12 protein-coding genes and 2 pseudogenes are annotated in these 16852 nt (G+C 70.4%); 4 read left to right on the forward strand and 10 right to left on the reverse strand.

Translation table 11 applies throughout. From position 1 onward, the window contains the following. Positions 1-17 precede the first annotated feature (17 nt). The 6 genes from BIV25_RS39960 to BIV25_RS39985 form a co-directional block, all read right to left on the reverse strand. Positions 18-2423 carry a type IV secretory system conjugative DNA transfer family protein gene (locus tag BIV25_RS39960; RefSeq protein WP_071377472.1) on the reverse strand — a complete coding sequence of 802 codons (2406 nt, stop codon included), beginning with the start codon at positions 2421-2423 and terminating at the stop codon, positions 18-20. Continuing rightward, a complete protein-coding gene (locus tag BIV25_RS39965) occupies positions 2420-4282 on the reverse strand; it encodes a VirB4 family type IV secretion system protein (protein ID WP_071377473.1) in 1863 nt (620 codons plus the stop codon). Before BIV25_RS39965 ends, BIV25_RS39960 begins: the two co-directional genes overlap by 4 nt. Then, positions 4279-5229 carry a PrgI family protein gene (locus BIV25_RS39970; RefSeq protein ID WP_071377474.1) on the reverse strand — a complete coding sequence of 317 codons (951 nt, stop codon included), beginning with the start codon at positions 5227-5229 and terminating at the stop codon, positions 4279-4281. Before BIV25_RS39970 ends, BIV25_RS39965 begins: the two co-directional genes overlap by 4 nt. A 4-nt stretch (positions 5230-5233) precedes the next feature. Then, on the reverse strand, positions 5234-6892 hold the full coding sequence (locus BIV25_RS39975) for a hypothetical protein (RefSeq protein ID WP_071377475.1): 1659 nt from the start codon (positions 6890-6892) through the stop codon (positions 5234-5236). Positions 6893-7254: 362 nt separating this feature from the next. Beyond that, the gene (locus BIV25_RS39980; protein WP_071377476.1) at positions 7255-7632 is read right to left on the reverse strand and encodes a pilin; all 378 of its coding nucleotides are present in this window, start codon (positions 7630-7632) and stop codon (positions 7255-7257) included. 341 nt (positions 7633-7973) lie between these two features. After that, complete coding sequence (locus tag BIV25_RS39985) at positions 7974-8765, reverse strand: hypothetical protein (RefSeq protein ID WP_071377477.1); 792 nt, start codon at positions 8763-8765, stop codon at positions 7974-7976. A gap of 469 nt (positions 8766-9234) precedes the next feature. Between BIV25_RS39985 and BIV25_RS39990 the strand changes: the two genes are divergently transcribed. The 3 genes from BIV25_RS39990 (at position 9235) to BIV25_RS49910 (ending at position 11264) form a co-directional block, all read left to right on the forward strand. After that, positions 9235-9876, forward strand: a complete 642-nt coding sequence (locus BIV25_RS39990) for a hypothetical protein (protein WP_071377478.1) — start codon at positions 9235-9237, stop codon at positions 9874-9876. Positions 9877-9898: 22 nt separating this feature from the next. After that, positions 9899-10879 carry a TRM11 family methyltransferase gene (locus BIV25_RS39995; RefSeq protein ID WP_371273126.1) on the forward strand — a complete coding sequence of 327 codons (981 nt, stop codon included), beginning with the start codon at positions 9899-9901 and terminating at the stop codon, positions 10877-10879. Positions 10880-11021: 142 nt separating this feature from the next. Beyond that, complete coding sequence (locus tag BIV25_RS49910; RefSeq protein WP_107486625.1) at positions 11022-11264, forward strand: hypothetical protein; 243 nt, start codon at positions 11022-11024, stop codon at positions 11262-11264. Positions 11265-11752: 488 nt separating this feature from the next. On the opposite strand, the gene BIV25_RS40005 is transcribed toward BIV25_RS49910, so the two are convergent. Next, positions 11753-13441: a recombinase family protein gene (locus tag BIV25_RS40005; RefSeq protein ID WP_079177195.1), complete on the reverse strand. Its 1689-nt coding sequence runs from the start codon at positions 13439-13441 to the stop codon at positions 11753-11755. Positions 13442-13780: 339 nt separating this feature from the next. On the opposite strand from BIV25_RS40005, the gene BIV25_RS40010 reads away from it, so the two are divergent. Next, entirely contained in the window at positions 13781-14425 is a 645-nt protein-coding gene (locus BIV25_RS40010) for a hypothetical protein (protein ID WP_143076786.1), read from the forward strand. A gap of 577 nt (positions 14426-15002) precedes the next feature. Here the strand turns inward: BIV25_RS40010 and BIV25_RS53735 are convergent. The 3 genes and pseudogenes from BIV25_RS53735 to BIV25_RS40020 all read right to left on the reverse strand — a co-directional run. After that, positions 15003-15555 (reverse strand): annotated as a pseudogene (locus BIV25_RS53735) (LacI family transcriptional regulator); the annotation flags it as partial. A 66-nt stretch (positions 15556-15621) separates the two neighbouring features. Beyond that, positions 15622-16572: an IS5/IS1182 family transposase gene (locus BIV25_RS40015; protein WP_071377482.1), complete on the reverse strand. Its 951-nt coding sequence runs from the start codon at positions 16570-16572 to the stop codon at positions 15622-15624. Between the two features lie 87 nt (positions 16573-16659). Then, positions 16660-16852 (reverse strand): annotated as a pseudogene (locus BIV25_RS40020) (alpha/beta hydrolase); the annotation flags it as partial.

A 16852-nucleotide genomic window follows, 5' to 3' on the forward strand; every position in this document is an offset into this window, starting at 1 on the left:
GGGGGAAACGGTGTGCTTCAGGGGCGTGTGGCTGGGCGTGGCCCGGTGCGCCCGCCTGCTGCCGCGCGCAGGTCCTTGGCCCGGCCGGGTACCAGGAGTGGCAAGGGGCGGGTGGTGAGGGTGAACGCGGCGGATTCCGCGCCGCCGGTCAGCAGGTGCGCAGCCGCTTGGTAAGGACCGAGGTGGGCGAGATCGTGCGCGGCCAGTGTCGGGAGCGTGTGCCGTTCCAGCGCGCCCGCGTCTTCGGGGGAGGCGTTGAAGAAGATCTTGTTGCGGGCGTTGGCGGAGATGCCTTCGCGCAGGTCGCGGGGGAGCTGGGCGAGGTGCTGGTGGGCCAGCAGCATGGACAGGCGGTAGCCGCGTGCCTCGGCGAGCATGTCCTCCAGCGGATACGGCAGGGTCAGGAAGTTGTGGGCCTCGTCGATGTTGAGCGTGGCGTCGATCCGGGCGTGCTCGGAGGTTCGGGCGCGGGCTGCGGCGGCCTGCCAGGTGCCGGCGACAATGAAGGAGCCCAGCAGCCGGGCGGTCTCCTCGCCGAGCGCTCCCTTGGGCAGGCGGGCGAGCAGGATGCCGCCGTCGAGGACGCCGGCAAGGTCGAAGGTGGAGGGGCCGGCGGCGATGGCGCGGCGGGCGAAGTCGCGCAGCAGGAAGGCGCGGAGCTTGTTCATCACCGGGCCGACGACAACCGCCCGGGAGGGGTCGGACATGGACTCGTACCAGTCCCAGAAGCCGCGCAGCACGGGATCCTTGAGCGCGGGGATGATCCTCAGCCGGTAGGCGGACTCTCCGAGCAGGCGCGGGACATCGGCGAGGGTGACCAGCTGGCGGGTGCGCTCTCGGTGTTTGAGGAGGGTCAGGCAGGCCGCGCGCATGACGTCGTCGGTGCGTGGGCCCCAGAAGGCGGTGAAGATCCGGCGGAAGATGCCGGTGATGTTGTCGACGACGACATCGATGTCCGTGCCGTCCAGGACGTTCAGGCAGGGCGGGGTGTGCGGGTCGTCGGGGTCGATGAGGACCAGGCGGTCGGCGCAGGTGTCCGGGAGCCGGTCCAGCAGGTCGGTGACGAGGTCGCCTTTGGGGTCGATGACGATGACGCCGCGGTGGTGGCGTACGTCGTCCAGGACGAGGTTCGCGATGAGGGTGGACTTGCCGGAGCCGGTCGCGCCCATGACATGGAGGTGGTGGCGGGCATCAGGGACCGCGAGCCCGACGCCGCGGCGCGCCCCGGTGTCGGAGCGGCCGAGGGGTTTGACCCCGTTGCCGGGCGTGGGCTCGGGAATGGTGGGCGGGGGCAGGACGGAGCGGGCACCGGCCCGCTGGAGTCCGGGGGCGTCCGCGTCGGCGGGGAGGTGGGCGAGGGCGGCGAGTTCCGGGACCGACAGCAGCGCCGGCCGCGAGATCGGGAAGCACCGGCCGCTCAGGTGTGGTTCGGGGTGACGCAGGCGGGTGCGTACGAGGTAGTTGCGGTCGGCGTACAAGCCGAACGCAGACGCGAGCGCGTGGGCCCGGCCCCGCGCCACATCCTGCGCACGCTCCATCTTGGCGGAGCAGGTGGCGGCGTAGGTGAGGATGCAGTGCCACTGCGGACCGGATAGCTTGGCGGCCGATTGCCGTACGGCGGCGCCGTGTTCGGGGTCCTGTTTGCCGGTGGCGGAGGCCTGGGCACGGTGGAGGAGGAGGGCGGCCAGAGCGATGGGTCGGGCGGGCGTGTGTCCGGCTTTGAGTCTGCGGGCCTGGCGGCGGGCCCGGCGCAGGGCGCTGCCGGTCGCAGGGCGGGCCAGGATCTGTACGCACGCGGCCTCGTTCTCGCCCATCCCGGTGGCGGCCTGCAGGAGCGCTCGGAGCGGGTCGGTGGCGTGGTCGGTGCGCAGCGGCAGCACGTCGGGACGTGCGGAGCGCAGCCGCCCGGCGCTCACGCTGTGACCGGGAGGGAGGAGTGGCGCGGGTTCGGTGACGCGGGTGTGGGCGCCGGGCCAGGCGGCCTCGACAGCACGGCGTACCAGACCCACCGGCACGGTACCGGGCAGCCACAGCCGGATGGACAGCCCGGTGTGGGACCAGGCGTATTCGAAAGCGAGGTGCGGCTGGCCCGTCGTGATACGGCGCCACCAGGGGCGCAGGAGACCGGCGAGCTGGGCCCACAGGACTTCACCGCCCCGGGCAGCGACTTTGGGCGGCGCGAGGATCTCGACACAGCGTGCGCCCTGGGCGAGGCGTTGCTCGTGCCACAGGCGCAGGCGATACCTGAGCGCGGAGCCGCCGGCCACGGCGGCGGCCGCGCACGGGGCGACGACGGGAGCATGGGCCCCGATCCAGCCGATGCCGCGGTCGCCGATCGTGCTCCAGAAACCGCCCGGACGCGTGAGGAAGTCCACCAGCGGGCCGGCCGAGCGGGAGAGAGCATCCGGGAAGTTCGCCGTCATGACTCCCATCCCGTGTCGGGCAGGAAGGGCGCATCAGGGTAGAGGCCGTCGGCCTTGGGATCCTCGCCTGCCGGGTCATGGGCGGCGAGCTCGCCCGGATCTGTGGTGATCACTTCGTGTTCGCCGGGTGCGGCGACGCTGATCAGGGCGACCTTGTGACGGCGGTCGCCGGTCAGTAGCAGGGCCTCGCCGCGGCTGGCCGAGAGCAGGAACTCCCGTTCGCCATGGCAGAGATGGAAGTTGTCGCTGATCACTTCGATGGCCTGCGGGGCCTGGCGCAGCAGGATCTGGGTGGCCGCGTTGGAGACAATGGCCCGCCCGAGCGGGGAGGCGAGGACATCGTCGGCATCCGAGGTGACCATCGCAAGACCGGTCCAGCGTTTACGGGCGGTCTTGGCCATGCGGAACAGGAATCCGGCTCCGGCGCTGTCACGCATCAGCAGCCACGCCTCGTCCACCACGACCAAGTGCCGCCCAGGTTGGGTGCGGTGGGTGACCTGCCGCCAGATCGCGTCCAGCGCTAGCAGCATGGCCGGTGCCTTGACCTCTTCGGGAAGCTGTCGCAGGGCGAACACGACGAGATGCCCGGTGGTGGAGGCCGTGCTGGGGCCGTTGAACAGCCCTGAATGCGAGCCGGTGGTGAAGGGGGCCAGCCGGTTGGCGAGATCGGCTGACACCTCGCTTCCGTCTTCGCTGAGGACAGTGGCGAGGCCGGTGAGGGTGGGCGGGGTGCGCTGCCAGGTGCGGGGGTCGGTGGTGATTCCGGCGCGTGTGTAGGTGGCGAGGATGGCCCGGTCCAGCACTGCCGTCTCGGCCGCACTCAGGTCGCTGCCCAGCAGGACGGCGAGGAAGGTGTGCAGGAAGAGCACGCGCCGGGTGAGCAGACCCTCGCCATCGTCTGTTGCTGCTGGGAGGTCGAAGGGGTTGAGGCGTACGCCGTCGGTGCCGAGTGCGATGACGTGGCCGCCGACGGTTTCGGCGAGGCGGATGTACTCGTTCTCCGGGTCGATGACCGAGGCCGTGACGCCGGTGAACAGCAGTCGGAGCAGCTCCAGTTTGGTCAGGTAGGACTTGCCGGCGCCGGAGCGGGCCAGGGTGATGGAGTTGTAGTTGTCCTGGGCGAAGCGGTCCCACAGCACAGGAGCGCCCGAGACCGCGTTCAGCCCGTACAGCACCCCCGACGTGATGCCGGCCTGGTCGGTGGTGATCGGCAGGTCGGGGCTGGTGAAGGGGAAGCAAGTGGCGAGTGCGGCGGTGTCGAAGGTGCGGCGGATCTTGAGGGTGTCGATGCCGAGGGGCAGGGTGGCCAGCCAGCCGGGCAGGGCCCGGTAGGTGGTCGGGGCGACGCTCACGAGCAGCGACTCGGCGATTGCCCGAACGGTGGCGGCCTGTTCGGCCAGAGCTTCCTCGTCCGCGGCGTGCACGGTCAGGTAGAGGGCGACGTGGAAGAGTTTTCCCTCGCCTCGGGCGATCCGGTACGCGAGGTCGGCGGCGTCCGCGGCGGCGGCCTCCACGTCCGGGTCGTCCAGATGTCCTTTGTCGAAGCCGGTACGGCGGCCGGACTCCAGGCGGGCCCGTTGTTTCTTCAGCCCTGCGGCCGCGACGGGGTTGGGGACGGGCTCGATGTGCAGGGCGATGTCGAGGTGGCCGGGGAAGTTCAGCAGCGGGGCGAGCCAGCCGGGTGTGACCTCGGCCGGGTAGCCGGTGACCACGAGCGTGGTGGCCAGGTGCGCTCCGATGGCCAGCGCGCGGGCGTGCACCTCGACGGCCTCGGGACCGGTCACATCCAGTAGGTGGGCACTGTCGACGACCGGCACCTCGGCAGCGCCGTGACGGGGACGGAAGCAGATCCGGGTCATGCGAGGTCGCCCTCCATTCCGTATTCGGACGGGGTGGGTGTGTCGGGATTGCACGCCGCACTGACCAACTTGGCGCTCTGGTCGGCGTGCAGCGGGGTGACGGTGATCTCGGCGGCGGCGAGTGCGCGGGCGGCCTCGGCCACGCGCTGACGTGCCCGTCCTTCGCCGGAGTGGCGTCGCATGCCGGGTGCTGCGGCTTCTTCGCGGGCGACCAGCACGATCTGTCGGCCGAGCAGGTTGCCGCTGGCGGCGAGGTCGGTGAGGAAATCGGCGTGCGTCCGGGCGGCATGCTCCAACGCGGGGTGGGGCAGCGCGGCGGCATCGTGCTGCAGGGTGTCGGCGAGTGGGGCGAGGTCGATGCGGTGGCAGCGCACCAGCAGCTGGGTCGGGCCGGTCAGGGAGTTGAGCCAGCGCGCGAACGCCGAGGTCAGGGCCTGCTGCTCGGCCGCTGAGCGCAGCTCGAAGTTGACCGTGGAGCACGTCGCCAGGGCTGCCTTTCCCTCCCGGTCCAGGTCGAGCACCCCTTCAGAGGTGATGCCGTCGTACGGCATACGCATCGCATCCGGAGGCGGGCCTGCTGCTGTGGCCCAGCGGTCGGGAACGACGGCCGGCAACGGGGGCACTCCTTCGGGGGCGTGCACCCGGCGTTTCGACGCGCGGGCATGGGCGAGCGCGGAGAGCAGGAAGCAGTCCAGGCCGATGCCCTCCCGGCGGCCGAGGGCGAGGGCGCCCACCGCACCGGCGACCGGGATGACAAGGACCGCGTACGCGAGCGCCGTCATGAAGGGGCGTGTGGCCCACCAGCCGCCGTACAGCGCCAGCGCCGCGGCGGCGAGGATGCCTGTCTGCCTGGCCGTGAAGGGTCCCAGGAGGCGGTCGGGGCGGGAGATGTCGGCTGGAATGCGGGTGGTGTAAGAAGCGTCCGCCGTCTCGTCGGGCTGATGCACGGGGTTACCTCCGGCGTGGTTCGAGGGGCAGGCGCAGTTGCATGGGGCGCGGGGGCCGGATGCGGACGCGGCGGGCGGGAATGGGCAGGGCCAGTTGGCGGGCTCGGTTCGCGGGGGCCGGCCGGATCGCCGGCGGTGGCGTGGCCGGCACGGCGCGGGCTGGTGCGGGCGGAGCCGGTAGGCGTTCGGCGCGGATCGGCAGCCAGAGCTGGGTGGTTCTTGCCGGCCGGGTCGGGGTGCGCGCTGCGGTGATGGGCAGGGCCAGTTGTCGGGTCCGGCGGGCTTGGGCGGGATGGAACACAGCGCGGGGACCTCTCGGCGTGCGGACAGCGGGAGCCACACCGGGCCCGCGGTGCTGCGGCGCCAGGCGAGGTCGGGCAGCGGCGACAGGAGTCCCGGCCGCGGCGGGAACCGGCGGTGCGCCGACGCCGCCGACGCGGCGCCCGCCCGGTCCGGGCGGGGCACCGGGTGCGGGCTGTCCCGTCGGCCCCGGGCGGCCACCGGGACGGGGCGGGCCCGCTGGTCCGCGAGCGGGCAGCGTGCGGCCACGGCCGTGCCCGCCCCCACCCCCGGGTCCACGGGCAGGCGGGCCGCCTCCGCCTGGCCCGCGCCTGCCTCGTCCCGGACGGCCTCCTCCTGCACCGGAGCCGCCCCGGGCCCGGCCTGCACCACCTCCAACTCCACCTCCACCACCGCCGCCTCCACCTCCGCGCCCGCCAGGGCCGCCGCGGCCAGGGCCTGGCCCGCGGCCTCCGCCGCCTGGGCGGCGACGTGGTGGGTGCATGCCTGGCAGGTAGTGGTTGATGAGCCGGTACATCGCCAGGTGCCTGAGCATCCGTACTCCGGGCGTGTGGGGTTGGTGTGCGGGGGTGCCGTGCAGGACGACCTGCAGCGTCCAGCCGGGAATCTTGAACAGCACCCAGAACAGGGCCACGCCGGCGAGCATGGTGCCGAGTTGGTCGGCTTTCGGGATGCCCAGGGTGGTGGCGCCGGGGGCGAAGAACAGCTTCAGCGCGAGGACGAACGTCATCGACTGCGCGATCTGGATGACCAGGCAGCCGGCCAGCCCACGCCACCACAGGCGGGCAACCGGATCGGTCAGCGGATGCGCATGACACGCCAGCATCAGGGGCGCGCACGCGGCCAGCAGCGCCATCACCGCGACACGCACCAGGAAGCCGATCAGCACCGCGAGGACCAGTGCCGTCGTCACGATCGCCAGGATGAGCAGGTACAGCTGCAGCCCCGGGGTACCGAACAGGGTGAAGGGCAGGACGCGTTCGACCATGCCCTGTCCGGCGTCCGACAGGTCGCTGGCCATGATCGCGTGGGCGAGGGCATTGGACAGGCCGATCGCCTTGCCCATCACGGTCAGCGAGGCAGCCGCTGCGGCCATCCCGAGCAGCAGGCGTGGGGCGATCTGCCGCAGGGTGTAGCGGGTCTGGACGGTCTCGTAGCCCATCACCGTGATGCCGCCCGCGGTCACGAACAGCACATAGATCCCGGCGGTGGTCCCCAGCGTCCAGGTCCACAACCGCTTGATGTCCGCGTGCTGGGTGACGTCGGGGGTGGCGAGCAGGGTGTCGGCGAGGAACTCGCGGGTCGGCTTCATGACCTGCTCGATGAGCATGCCGAGGAACGAGGTGACCGCGTTCACGATCATGCCGGGGATGTCGAGAAAGCCCCAGCCGGTGTCCTTGTCGCAGCCGACGCCGGTGGCCTCGCAGGCTGACGGGCTGGGGCCCGGTGCCGGCTCGGTGGGGGACGGTTGTTCTGGTTTCGGCGTGGGCCGGCCCGCAGAAGGCGTGGCTCTTGGGGCGGGATCCGGCCTCGGTCCGGGCTCAGGGGCGGGGGAGGGCGCTGCGGGGCCGGGCGCCGGCCGCGGTTCGGGCTGAGGCGGAGCAGGGGAAGCCTGACCCAAGGCAACCAGGCCCACGGCATGCGCGGAACCCGGCCGGCCGGGCGGAACGAACACAAGGACGGCCAGGAACAGCAGCGGCAGGGCACGCCCCAGACGTGAGCGCATCACCGCCCGCCCCCACCCGCTCCGACGATGCCCTGCAGCACCGTCACGATCACCGGCGCGAGGATCGCCAGCCCGTAGCCGATGGCCGCAGCCTTCAACCCCCGCTTGGCGGCCTCGACTTCCCCGGGATCGCCGCCGGCCATGAGGTAGCGCAGTCCGCCGAAGGTCAGGAACAGGGTGGCGAGTCCGGCGAGGATGCCGACGATCCAGTTCCGCAGGTTCGTGATGACGGTCGGGACGTCCGCGACCGCCCACACCTCAGGCGGATCAGCCAGCAGCACCGAAACGGTGCAGGCCGTGACGAACCCCAGCCGGAGGAACCAGCGGCTGAGCACCCGGGCCACCGGCTGGTACGGCCGACGGAGCCTCGCGAACATGGCAGCAAACCTCCAAGGAGCGCACAGCCGGAGGGGACGGAAAAGGGGAGCAGGCGACGGAGCGCCCGAGGGGCGGCGGGGGAGAGGCAGGCGCGGGGTGAGCGGAGCCCTGTGCCCGGGGCCACCTCCTTGCGGGGGTGGGACGGGTTTCTCGGGTGTCAGCACGAGACGGTCGTGCTCACCACGCGCCGTGCGGTGTCCGGCCCGGGGCATCGGCCGCTGCCCCGGAGAGGAACGGGCGGCCCGGGTTCGAAGCCGGTCTGGGCCGCCGTCACTCCTGAATAGGGAGGCTGGTGACGGGAATTGACATCCGGCCTGGGCAGATCACCCGGCCGGGCGATCTACAGCTCCTTGAGCCGACCTTGCAGGTATGGGGCCAAGTTCTGCTCGGCGGCGCTGCGGTGCCGGTAGAGCTGACGCACACTCATCCCCCGCTCGACCGCGAGGAGGCTCATGGACTCGCCGTTGAGGCGGGTACGGGCGATCAGCCGCGCATCGGCCACGTCGACCACCCGGGCCTGCACGGCATGAGCCAGCACCGTCACCTCGTCCGCCGGCTCACCATGGCCGGCGTGATCCGTGGAGCACAGCCGGTGCAGAGGAGCCGCATGTGCGCCGGTTTCGCGGGTGGCACGGCGGCGCGCCGCGTACACCAGCCGGTGCACGGCCCGGTCGGCGGCGCTGAACAGTTCCCGGTCCAAGCGCTCCGCGCCGGGGTCCACCATGCGCAGGGCCGTGGCGACGGCGGTCAGGGCCTCCTGCTCGACCTCGGCGCGTTCCAGATGGACGGGGCGGGCGAGCCGGGCGAGCATGCGTCGCAGCACCGGCACGGTCATGGCGACGGCGACCACATCCCACGGGTCGCCGAGGTCGCGAGCGCGCCGGACCACCTCGCGCCAGGTCTGCTCACGCAGTTCCGGGCGGGTGGAGGGATGGGCAAGGCGGGTGCGGACCCGGTCGACCGGCCACGCCGCACGGTCGGGTGCGTCGCACACCAGGTGCGCAGGGAGCGTGAGCGGCTCCGCACCGTGGGCGAGGGCGAGGAACGACTGCTCCAGCTCCCCGAGCGGAGAACGAAGGGCGCTCTGCGAACGAGCGGAGGCGGAACGGCGGGCTTGGTGACGGTGGTGCATGGCGCATCTCCCGTGACGGCGTGGACAACTTCCGCCGTCACCCCTCCCAGGCCCCCGAGTCACCGCCGACCCACCCGCACGCCAGTACCGCGTCAGCGTCGGTCGAATCGCTCGGCATGTGCGATGGCACGGCCGTAGACCGCCCCGGACGGCCTGCCGCGACAACCCAGCCGGAGCAACGTGAATCGAACACAGAATTTTTCGACGTCGTTCCGAGCCTTCGTCGCACGGCCGGTCACACTGGCTCGGTGGTGGCTCGTGTGTGGCTCGCGACTGGCTCGCATACGAGATGACCTGCGTAGACGCGATGCTCGGTGAGGACGGTCGCCAAGGCGCCCCGCGCACGCGGAGCGACCGCCGCAGAGATCGAACACTCAAGAGGCGATGGCAAACACCGGCCGACGATTCCCTATTACTTCACGTCAGCACGCGCACGGCCGGACCCTCATTCCCGGGCGCCGCTCAGCCCATGTCGAACTCCACAACCTCTCACCCGCTGCCGACGACCGTCTGGTTCCCCGACTCGGACGAACTCAACGCCGCTCCCATTCCCGGCGCCGTACTGCCTGCCTGGGCCCTGGACAAGATCCGCACCGACTTCGCCGGGCGCCCCGCCCGCCGGCCCGCCAGACTTCTCAAGATCGCGATCCGGGACACCGCACCGGGCATGGACGCCCGCATCCCCACCAGCCCCTTCACCACCCCGGCCGGCGAGAGGGGCGGCACGAAAGGGCCGTCCATCCTCCTCGCCGAACTCCACCCCGACACTCTCCCGGCCTCCGCCGACGAGCTGCCTGTCGGCGGTAGCGAGATGCCCGGCGCCCTGGAGGACGGCTGGCCCGGCTTCTTCCACCGGGCCCACCGGCTCCTCCCCGACGACGGGTTTCTGCTCATGGCCACTCGGCAGCGACGGGACGGTGGACGCCTCACCGACCCGCTCGGCACGCTGATCGCCTGCGCCCGCACCGCCGGCTTCCGCTACCTCCAGCACATCGTGGTCGTCTACGGCCGCCCGGTCGGTGACCGCCTCGTACCGGCCCTGCCCGCGTACGCGTCCCGCGGCGTCGCGCACTGCGACCTGATCGCCCTGACCGCGATCCGTCACGCATAAGCCAAGGCAGAGGAGAATGCCCGTGCCCTCCCCGCTCTCGGTCTGGAACACCGCCCCCACCTCCGCCCCCGCACAGCGCAAAGGCCGCTACGTGCCCGGCTCCGCCGCCCACCCCGCCAAGATGCTCCCGCGTATCGCCGGCCACGCGATCTCCACCTACACCCGCCCCGGCGACCTCGTCCTCGACCCGATGTGTGGCATCGGCACCACCCTCGTCGAGGCCATCCACCTCGGCCGCAGCGCCCTCGGCGTCGAGTACGAACGGAAGTGGGCCGACCTCGCCCGACTCAACGCCGCCTCCGCCACCCGGAAGGCCGGCACCGGTGCCGGTGCCGTGCACTGCGGTGACGCCCGAAACCTCACCCAGCTCATCCCCGCCGCGCTCCACGGCGAGGTGGACCTCGTGGTCACCTCACCGCCGTACGGGAACTCAGTACATGGACAGGTCCGCTCCACCCGCGAGACCGGCGAACGCGGCGTGGTCAAGACGGACTACCGCTACAGCCACGACCCCTCCAACCTCGCCCACGTCTCCACCGACCGGCTCCTGGAAGCCTTCACCGAGATCCTCACCCAGTGCCGACGCGTCCTGCGCCCCGGTGGAACCGTCGTCGTCACCACCCGCCCCTGGCGCGAGCGAGGCGAACTCATCGACCTGCCCTCCGCCGTCCTCGGCGCCGGCCAGGCCGCCGGACTCACGCCCACTGAACGCTGCGTCGCGCTCCTTGCCGGCATCCGCGACAGCCGCCTGATCACCCGCCCGTCGTTCTTCCAGATGAAGAACGTCCGCGACGCCCGCCGACGAGGCCTCCCACTCGCGGTGATCCAGCACGAGGACGTTTTGGTCTTCACCCGGCCGGGACAACTCGCTGCACGCGCCACGACGACGCAGCACTGCCCGATCACGTCGGTGTGCGCGGCCAGAACTGCCCGCATCCAGGCATCAGCCGTGGCCGTCCGAGCCCGCACCTGTGTCCGAAGGGGCCGCTGTGGCGGCCACTGATCTTCCCGTCGGCAGTCTGTTCTCCGGGGTCGGCGGCTTGGGCCTCGGGGTCCAGGCGGCACCTGGAGGCCACATCGCCCGGCACGCGGAGACCGACTCGCAGGCGGCCGCTCACCTGCTGGCCGTCCGAGGATGGGAGCACGTGAGACAGCGTGCCGCGCCCAGGCTCACCGTCAACGGCACGCGCCGGCTGTCCGCCGAATTCGTCGCGTTGATGACGGGTCGCGCCGGGTGGGTTGCCAAGACCGACGGCCTCTCCCGCGTGGCCCAGCTTCACCTCCTCGGTAACGCGGCTGTTCCCTGGCAGGCCACCCATGCTCATGGCCTTCTGCCCTTCGACGATTCTCCGTTCCCGTGCATCGCCCAGGTGGGAGACGTCTGGTGAGTGCCTGGCCATCGGATTCCATCGGCGCACATGGTCATGGTCCTCAGCAGCGGTGTTCGCGGGGCAGACCGGTGGGACATGAGGCGCATGCGAAGGCACGCTGCGGCTGCCCCCGCAAAGTGCCCTGCTTGCGGGAGGAGAGCGAGCCCCGGAGGCGACTGAACAGGCTGACCGAGAGTGATGGCAGCAGAGAGTGTTCCCACTCCGAAGGTCACGAGCCGGGCTGCGTGCCTGAGCGGATCGGGACGGCAGGGCTCACGAGGCGATCTTGGGGGTCCGGATGTCTCAAGGTGATGGAATCGGTAGACGACGGGGGCGACGTCACGGTGAGGTACTTGATCGCTGATCGCCGAGCCGCTCGGAGACTCGGCAGAGAGCTGGACACGGCCCGCCGGTGCCTCCGTCGCGAGATCCGACGCGTGAGCCGAAGCGCCGGCACCGACGAGTAGGCGGTTGTTGATTCCTCAGCGGCCAGCCTCTTCGCCTCCCTACGTAGCGTATTTCTCGGCGAGTCGCTGTGATACCTCGACGGCGTCGGAGACGTCGAGCCCGATCCGCAGTTGCCGCGCGTCCAGCTGTTGGTCGCGTACGTGCTGTTCGGTAGGGAGGTTGAAGGTGATGACCCCGTGTGCCACGTCGTCCGTCAGCTCGACGCGCAGGGCCTTGGCCATGCGCCGGACGTCGCCCAGCTGCACCATGAATCCGAACCGCTTGCCGGGGATCGGATCCCGGTAGACCACCACCTTCACGTGATGTTCTTTCAGGAAGAGCTGCTTGCCCTCGTCGTCCCGTGAGTTCCAGATGTCGGCGAAGGTACGGCCCGTGGGGGCGAACTTGCCGCTGCGCTCCTCGAACTCGGCCAGCTTGGAGCGCAGGCGGGACAGCTTCGCTGACTGGGAGTTGAGCAGGGACCAGTAGATCTCTTCCTTCTCCGGGGTGTCGTACCTGCCGGCACCGAAGTCGTCCTTCAGCCGCTTCAGACGAGCCTCGGTGGCGGCGATGTCACTCGACGGGTCGTGCAGGTCGGCATCCAGTTCCCGAACCTCGGGGAGATGGCCCATGTGCTCCAGGAACAGCTTAGAGAAGTGGCCTTCGAGGCTGAGGGTGGTTGCTGCCGCCGGGCTCTGGCAGGTCGCCCGGACCTGCTGCCTGCTGCACTTGTAACGCGAGTAGTGCCACTCTTTGGCCGGGCGGCCGTCCTGGGCCGGCTGTCGGTTGGTGTAGACAGCCCTGGTCAGCGGCCCTCCGCAGCTGCCGCATACCGCCACTCCTACGAGCATGGCCCTGCTCCGGGTGACCTTGGGAGCGAAGGGGCGGTTGTCGCGCAGCTTCAGGACCACCCGGTTCCACGTCTCGTGGTCGAGGAGGGGCTTCTCGGCGATCACGCGAGGGTTCCCCTCGTCGTCCTCGACGATCTCGCCCTTGTAGGTGTAGTAGCCCGCGATCTTGGGGTTGAGCATGATGCCCCTGATCGAAGAGTTGGACCACTGGCTCTCCACACCGCGCTTGCTGTGGGGCTGGATCAGGGAGAGCCAGGTAGGCTCGCCCCTCTCGATGAGCTCCCGTGAGATGGAACGAAGACTCTGCCCGTTCAGGATCTTGTCGGCGATTTCCCGTGCGAGCTCCTCGTAGTGCTCGATGGGGCGCAGGCGTTTCCCCTTCCCTTTGCCCAGCGGCACGATCTCGTAGCCGAAGGGTGCCAGCCCCGCCACCCACGTACCGGCGGCGAGGCGTGTCCGCGCTGCGTCGGCGGCGCGAGCCCTGATCGTGTCGAGCTCGCCCTCGGCGAAGACGGCCAGGATCTGGGCGAACATCTTGCCCATCGGGGTGGACATGTCGATCCCTTCCTGGGTCGACACGACGATCTTCCCGTGCTCCTGGCACCATTGGACGATCTCGCTGAAGTGGGCAACCCGGCGGCTCAGCCGGTCGACTTTCATGACGCAGAGGACATCCCACTGGTCCGCGTAATCGTCGCGGAACCACTTGCCGAGGTCGGGCCGCTTGAAGGGGTGGAGGCCGCCCGAGACGTCAGTGTCTTCTGCCCACGCGACGATCCGCGCGTCGCGGCCAGGAGCGTCAACCCAGTGCTGGATGTGGTCGCGCTGACGCGGGATCGCGGTTGAGTTGTCGGTTTCCACGGAGAGCCGGAGGGAGCCCAGAACGCGCAATGTCATGGTCGGGACGCTAACGCAACATGGTGGATATCTGGGCAAGGTGATCTATTCAGCTCAGATCTCTTCGAAGGGGCGGATCGGGGTGGTCATGTCGGTGAAGGTTGTTCCCGAAGACGACGGTGATCCGGGGAGGACCACGACCCGGCGCAGCCGGGCTGGATGAGAAGCACATGCGATGCTTCGCCGCCCGTCGGACGAGTCGGAGAGCCGAAGCGTTCAGGGCGAGTCGGCGGCGTACTTCGTGGTGTGGAACTGGCTCTCGCTGCAAGAGCTGTCGTACCCCACGGTGGGCGGAGTGGCGTTGTTGGCCCGGCAAGTGGCAACAGGTGGACGACGTCCTTGTCCGGTTCTTCGAAGGCGTTCATGGAGCCGGTTTTGGAGGCGACCGCCGCGCGGCTGCTGAAGACCCTGGACGAGATCTGCGCGCGCACCGACGTCTCGGCCGAGGCCCTGCGGCGGTTCCTCGAACACCAAGGTGTGCGCCATGGTCTGCGTCCGAGCTACGAGCTGTTCCGGGGCAACGTGCGGGGCTCGGTCCTCAACAGCCCGGAGTTCTTCCCGGGGCTGCCGCACCTCGAGGCCGGAGCCGACTTCGTGCGTCGGTGGAGGGCTGCGGCGCAGCGCTGGCCGAACCGGGGATACGCCACGTACGAGACCGTCGACTACGCCCCCTCGCGCACCGCGCTGCCCGTCCTGCCCGGCCAGTACGACTACGCCGCGCTCGACGACCACAGCCGCAGGCTCTACGCGGAACTCATCGTCCACGGCCTGGAGACCTGGAGCGACACCGACCTGGAGATGCGATTCATCCGCAGGCTGTCCGACGCCCACGGCACCGCATGGCCCACCCCGCTTGCAGCGTTCCTTTCCCGGGCGTCCTGGATCCCCAGACCCAAGTCGGGACGGGCAACGTCACCTTCGCCGCCGACACCGCGTGGTGGTGGTCGAGCGAACAGCCCCCACCCGAGTACACCAGCGTCGTGACCGCCGCGCTGCGTCGCGGAAACACCTCCAAGGTACTCGACCGGCTGCGCCTCCTCGGCATCCGCTCCTGGGACGACGCCGGGACGGCGGGTGATCGCCTCGAGCAGCTGCCCGCACTCGTAGAACTGCACCCGCACCTGAGCCGAGGCGTGCAACGGCACGAGGCGAGTCGTGTATACGAGACGGCGTGGTCGCAGCTGCTCCGGGTGCACGAACCGGCCGCGCTGTCGAAGCTGAGGGCCCCGGCCCGTCTTCTCGTCACGAGAGTGGAGGTTCTGGAAGCCCATTACGGTGGCGCCAAGGACAGCGAGATCGTGTACGTGCCGGACTCGCAAGGAGTACAGGAGCACAAGCCGCTCGAACGAACGCCGGTGCCGGTGCTGCCCATTCCGGGGCAAGGAGCTGGGCGGTCGCATCGAGAGCTTCCTGGGGGCTTGCTTGTGGTGCCTGCACCGTGGGGATCCTGCGGGGTAGGAGCTGATCACAGCTGTCCGGGAGGCACTGGGCACGAATGGGTCATACGGTGGCCGGCGCGGGAAGCGCGGACCATCCTACGGGAGCCGTATTGGGACCTGCCTCAACAACCGCGGGCGCGGCCGCGCCATCGTGATCGGCAGTAGTGGATGGACCGATGGCGAGGAGGTTGGACCATGGACGCGCGTGCGCGTAGGCGATCGTTGAGCACGTGCACCGGCGACGTCGGGCACAGGGCCAGTCGGGCATCGAGTACTGTCTCCCACTGCTCGGTCAGGCCGAGCATGAGGGGTTTACGCATGCCGGGGGTGACGTGGACGTAGCGTGCTGAGACCGAGCCGTCGATGTGCCCCATGCGTTCGTCCATGAGGACCTTCTCGGTACCAAGGTCCTCCACGGTCCGGTGGGTATGGCGAAGGCCGTGGGGCGTGAGGCCCTTGGCGATCGGGAGCCAGCATCCGTCGGCCCGCTCACAGGCGCCACGTCCTCGTACCGGGACGCCGGTCCACGGCTCGCCGAGCAGCGGTACGGGGGCGAGCCTGCTGCGGTGCCTTCTCCGGGTACCAGCTGGAGACCGCTGGGGTGAACAGCCAGGTCGCGAAACCGTTTCGGCGCCAGTGGGCGGCGTGCTCAGACACCGTGCCGCCCCGCACGAACCTTACGAGGTTGTGAGCGAATGAGCTCGGAACGTGCTGGCCTTGGAGGTTCAGCTGGTGGGTGATTCAGCAGGCCACCGGGCTGAGGGGCACGAGTTCGGTGCTCGGCTTGCTGCGGGTGGCACGTTGGGCGGCGCGGTCGGAGACGAGGCCGGCGATGGCCCGGTGGGTGGCCGGGTAGTGCTCGCGGCGTCCGAGGAAGCGTTGCAAGGGGCGCCACTGCTTGTGCTCGGCGTTGGCGTGCTCGACGCAGATTCGGGCCGAGGACTGCTGGCGCCGCCGCTCACGCCACGCGTACTGCTCGCCCAGAGGCGCGTCCTCCCTCGGTTTCCTCGGAGGCGCGCTGACCTGGTCGGGGAACTCGTTGGCCAGGCCCCGGTAGCCCTCGTCGACCTCGGCCTTCACCTGCGAATGGAGGCGGAACTGCTCGGCGATGCCCTCAGTGCGCACGGCAGTCTGGTCGTGCATGCGGCCGGGTCGCTCGGCCCCGGACCAGAGGGTGCGGCTCTGGCCGTCACTGATGGTGGTGGTCTTGCATGTGTTCTGCTTTTTCTTCCCGGAGACGAAGGCGCAGCGTCCCGGACGGTGGGCCTGGGGGCGGCGGACCTGGGTTTCGGTGCCGTCGATTCGCAGCTTCACGTTCTCGGCTTCGGCGTAGGCGAACACGTCCGCCAGCGTGCGCAGCCGCAGTCCGGGCCGGTCGGGGACAGCGAAGCCGCGCTCGGCCAGCAGCGGACGGATCTCACCGACTGCGCGGGTGATGGTGGATCGCTCCAGGCCGTATAGCTCCGCGAGTGCGGCGTGCGGGAGTTGGTGGCGCAGGTGGACCAGTGCGACCAGCACCCGATCGGTGAAGACCAGGTCATGCCTCGGCCCGGCCCCCGGCTGCTGCTTGCGTTTCCCGCCGCGCCGCTGGTGCAGCGCGGACTCACGCCGCGCGGCCCAGGGACCGGCCAACTCCTCGATCAAACTGCCGAGATGTGCACGGGAGATACCCGTGAAGGCGGGATGGGACAAGGCTGCACGGGCCCATTCCTTCGTCGTCACACACGAGGAACCCGTGCGGCTGCCCCCACGTCACGCCGTTGGTTTCCTGCGGTCCCGTTATTCCTGGCCCTGGTCTGCCAGTGCGGTCGCGGTAGCGACGGCGAAGGCTCCCGGGTTGTCCAGCATGATGTTGTGGCCGCAGTCCGGGATCCGTACCACGGCCACCCCTGCCTCGGCGAGCGCGTCGGCGCCGGGGAGCGGGCCGTCGGCCTCGGGAAGCAGGTAGGCGCGGGGGATATCCAAGTCCAGC

Origin of the sequence: Streptomyces sp. MUSC 14, from assembly GCF_001866675.1 — a bacterium.
In the GTDB taxonomy this organism is placed as follows: Bacteria; Actinomycetota; Actinomycetes; order Streptomycetales; family Streptomycetaceae; genus Streptomyces.

Coding starts and splice junctions, on each gene's coding strand:
- BIV25_RS39960 (WP_071377472.1), bottom strand. CDS start 2,423: ATGACGGCGAACTTCCCGGATGCTCTCTCCCGCTCGGCCGGCCCGCTG.
- BIV25_RS39965 (WP_071377473.1), bottom strand. CDS start 4,282: ATGACCCGGATCTGCTTCCGTCCCCGTCACGGCGCTGCCGAGGTGCCG.
- BIV25_RS39975 (WP_071377475.1), bottom strand. CDS start 6,892: ATGATCGTGAACGCGGTCACCTCGTTCCTCGGCATGCTCATCGAGCAG.
- BIV25_RS39980 (WP_071377476.1), bottom strand. CDS start 7,632: ATGTTCGCGAGGCTCCGTCGGCCGTACCAGCCGGTGGCCCGGGTGCTC.
- BIV25_RS39985 (WP_071377477.1), bottom strand. CDS start 8,765: ATGCACCACCGTCACCAAGCCCGCCGTTCCGCCTCCGCTCGTTCGCAG.
- BIV25_RS39990 (WP_071377478.1), top strand. CDS start 9,235: ATGTCGAACTCCACAACCTCTCACCCGCTGCCGACGACCGTCTGGTTC.
- BIV25_RS40005 (WP_079177195.1), bottom strand. CDS start 13,441: ATGACATTGCGCGTTCTGGGCTCCCTCCGGCTCTCCGTGGAAACCGAC.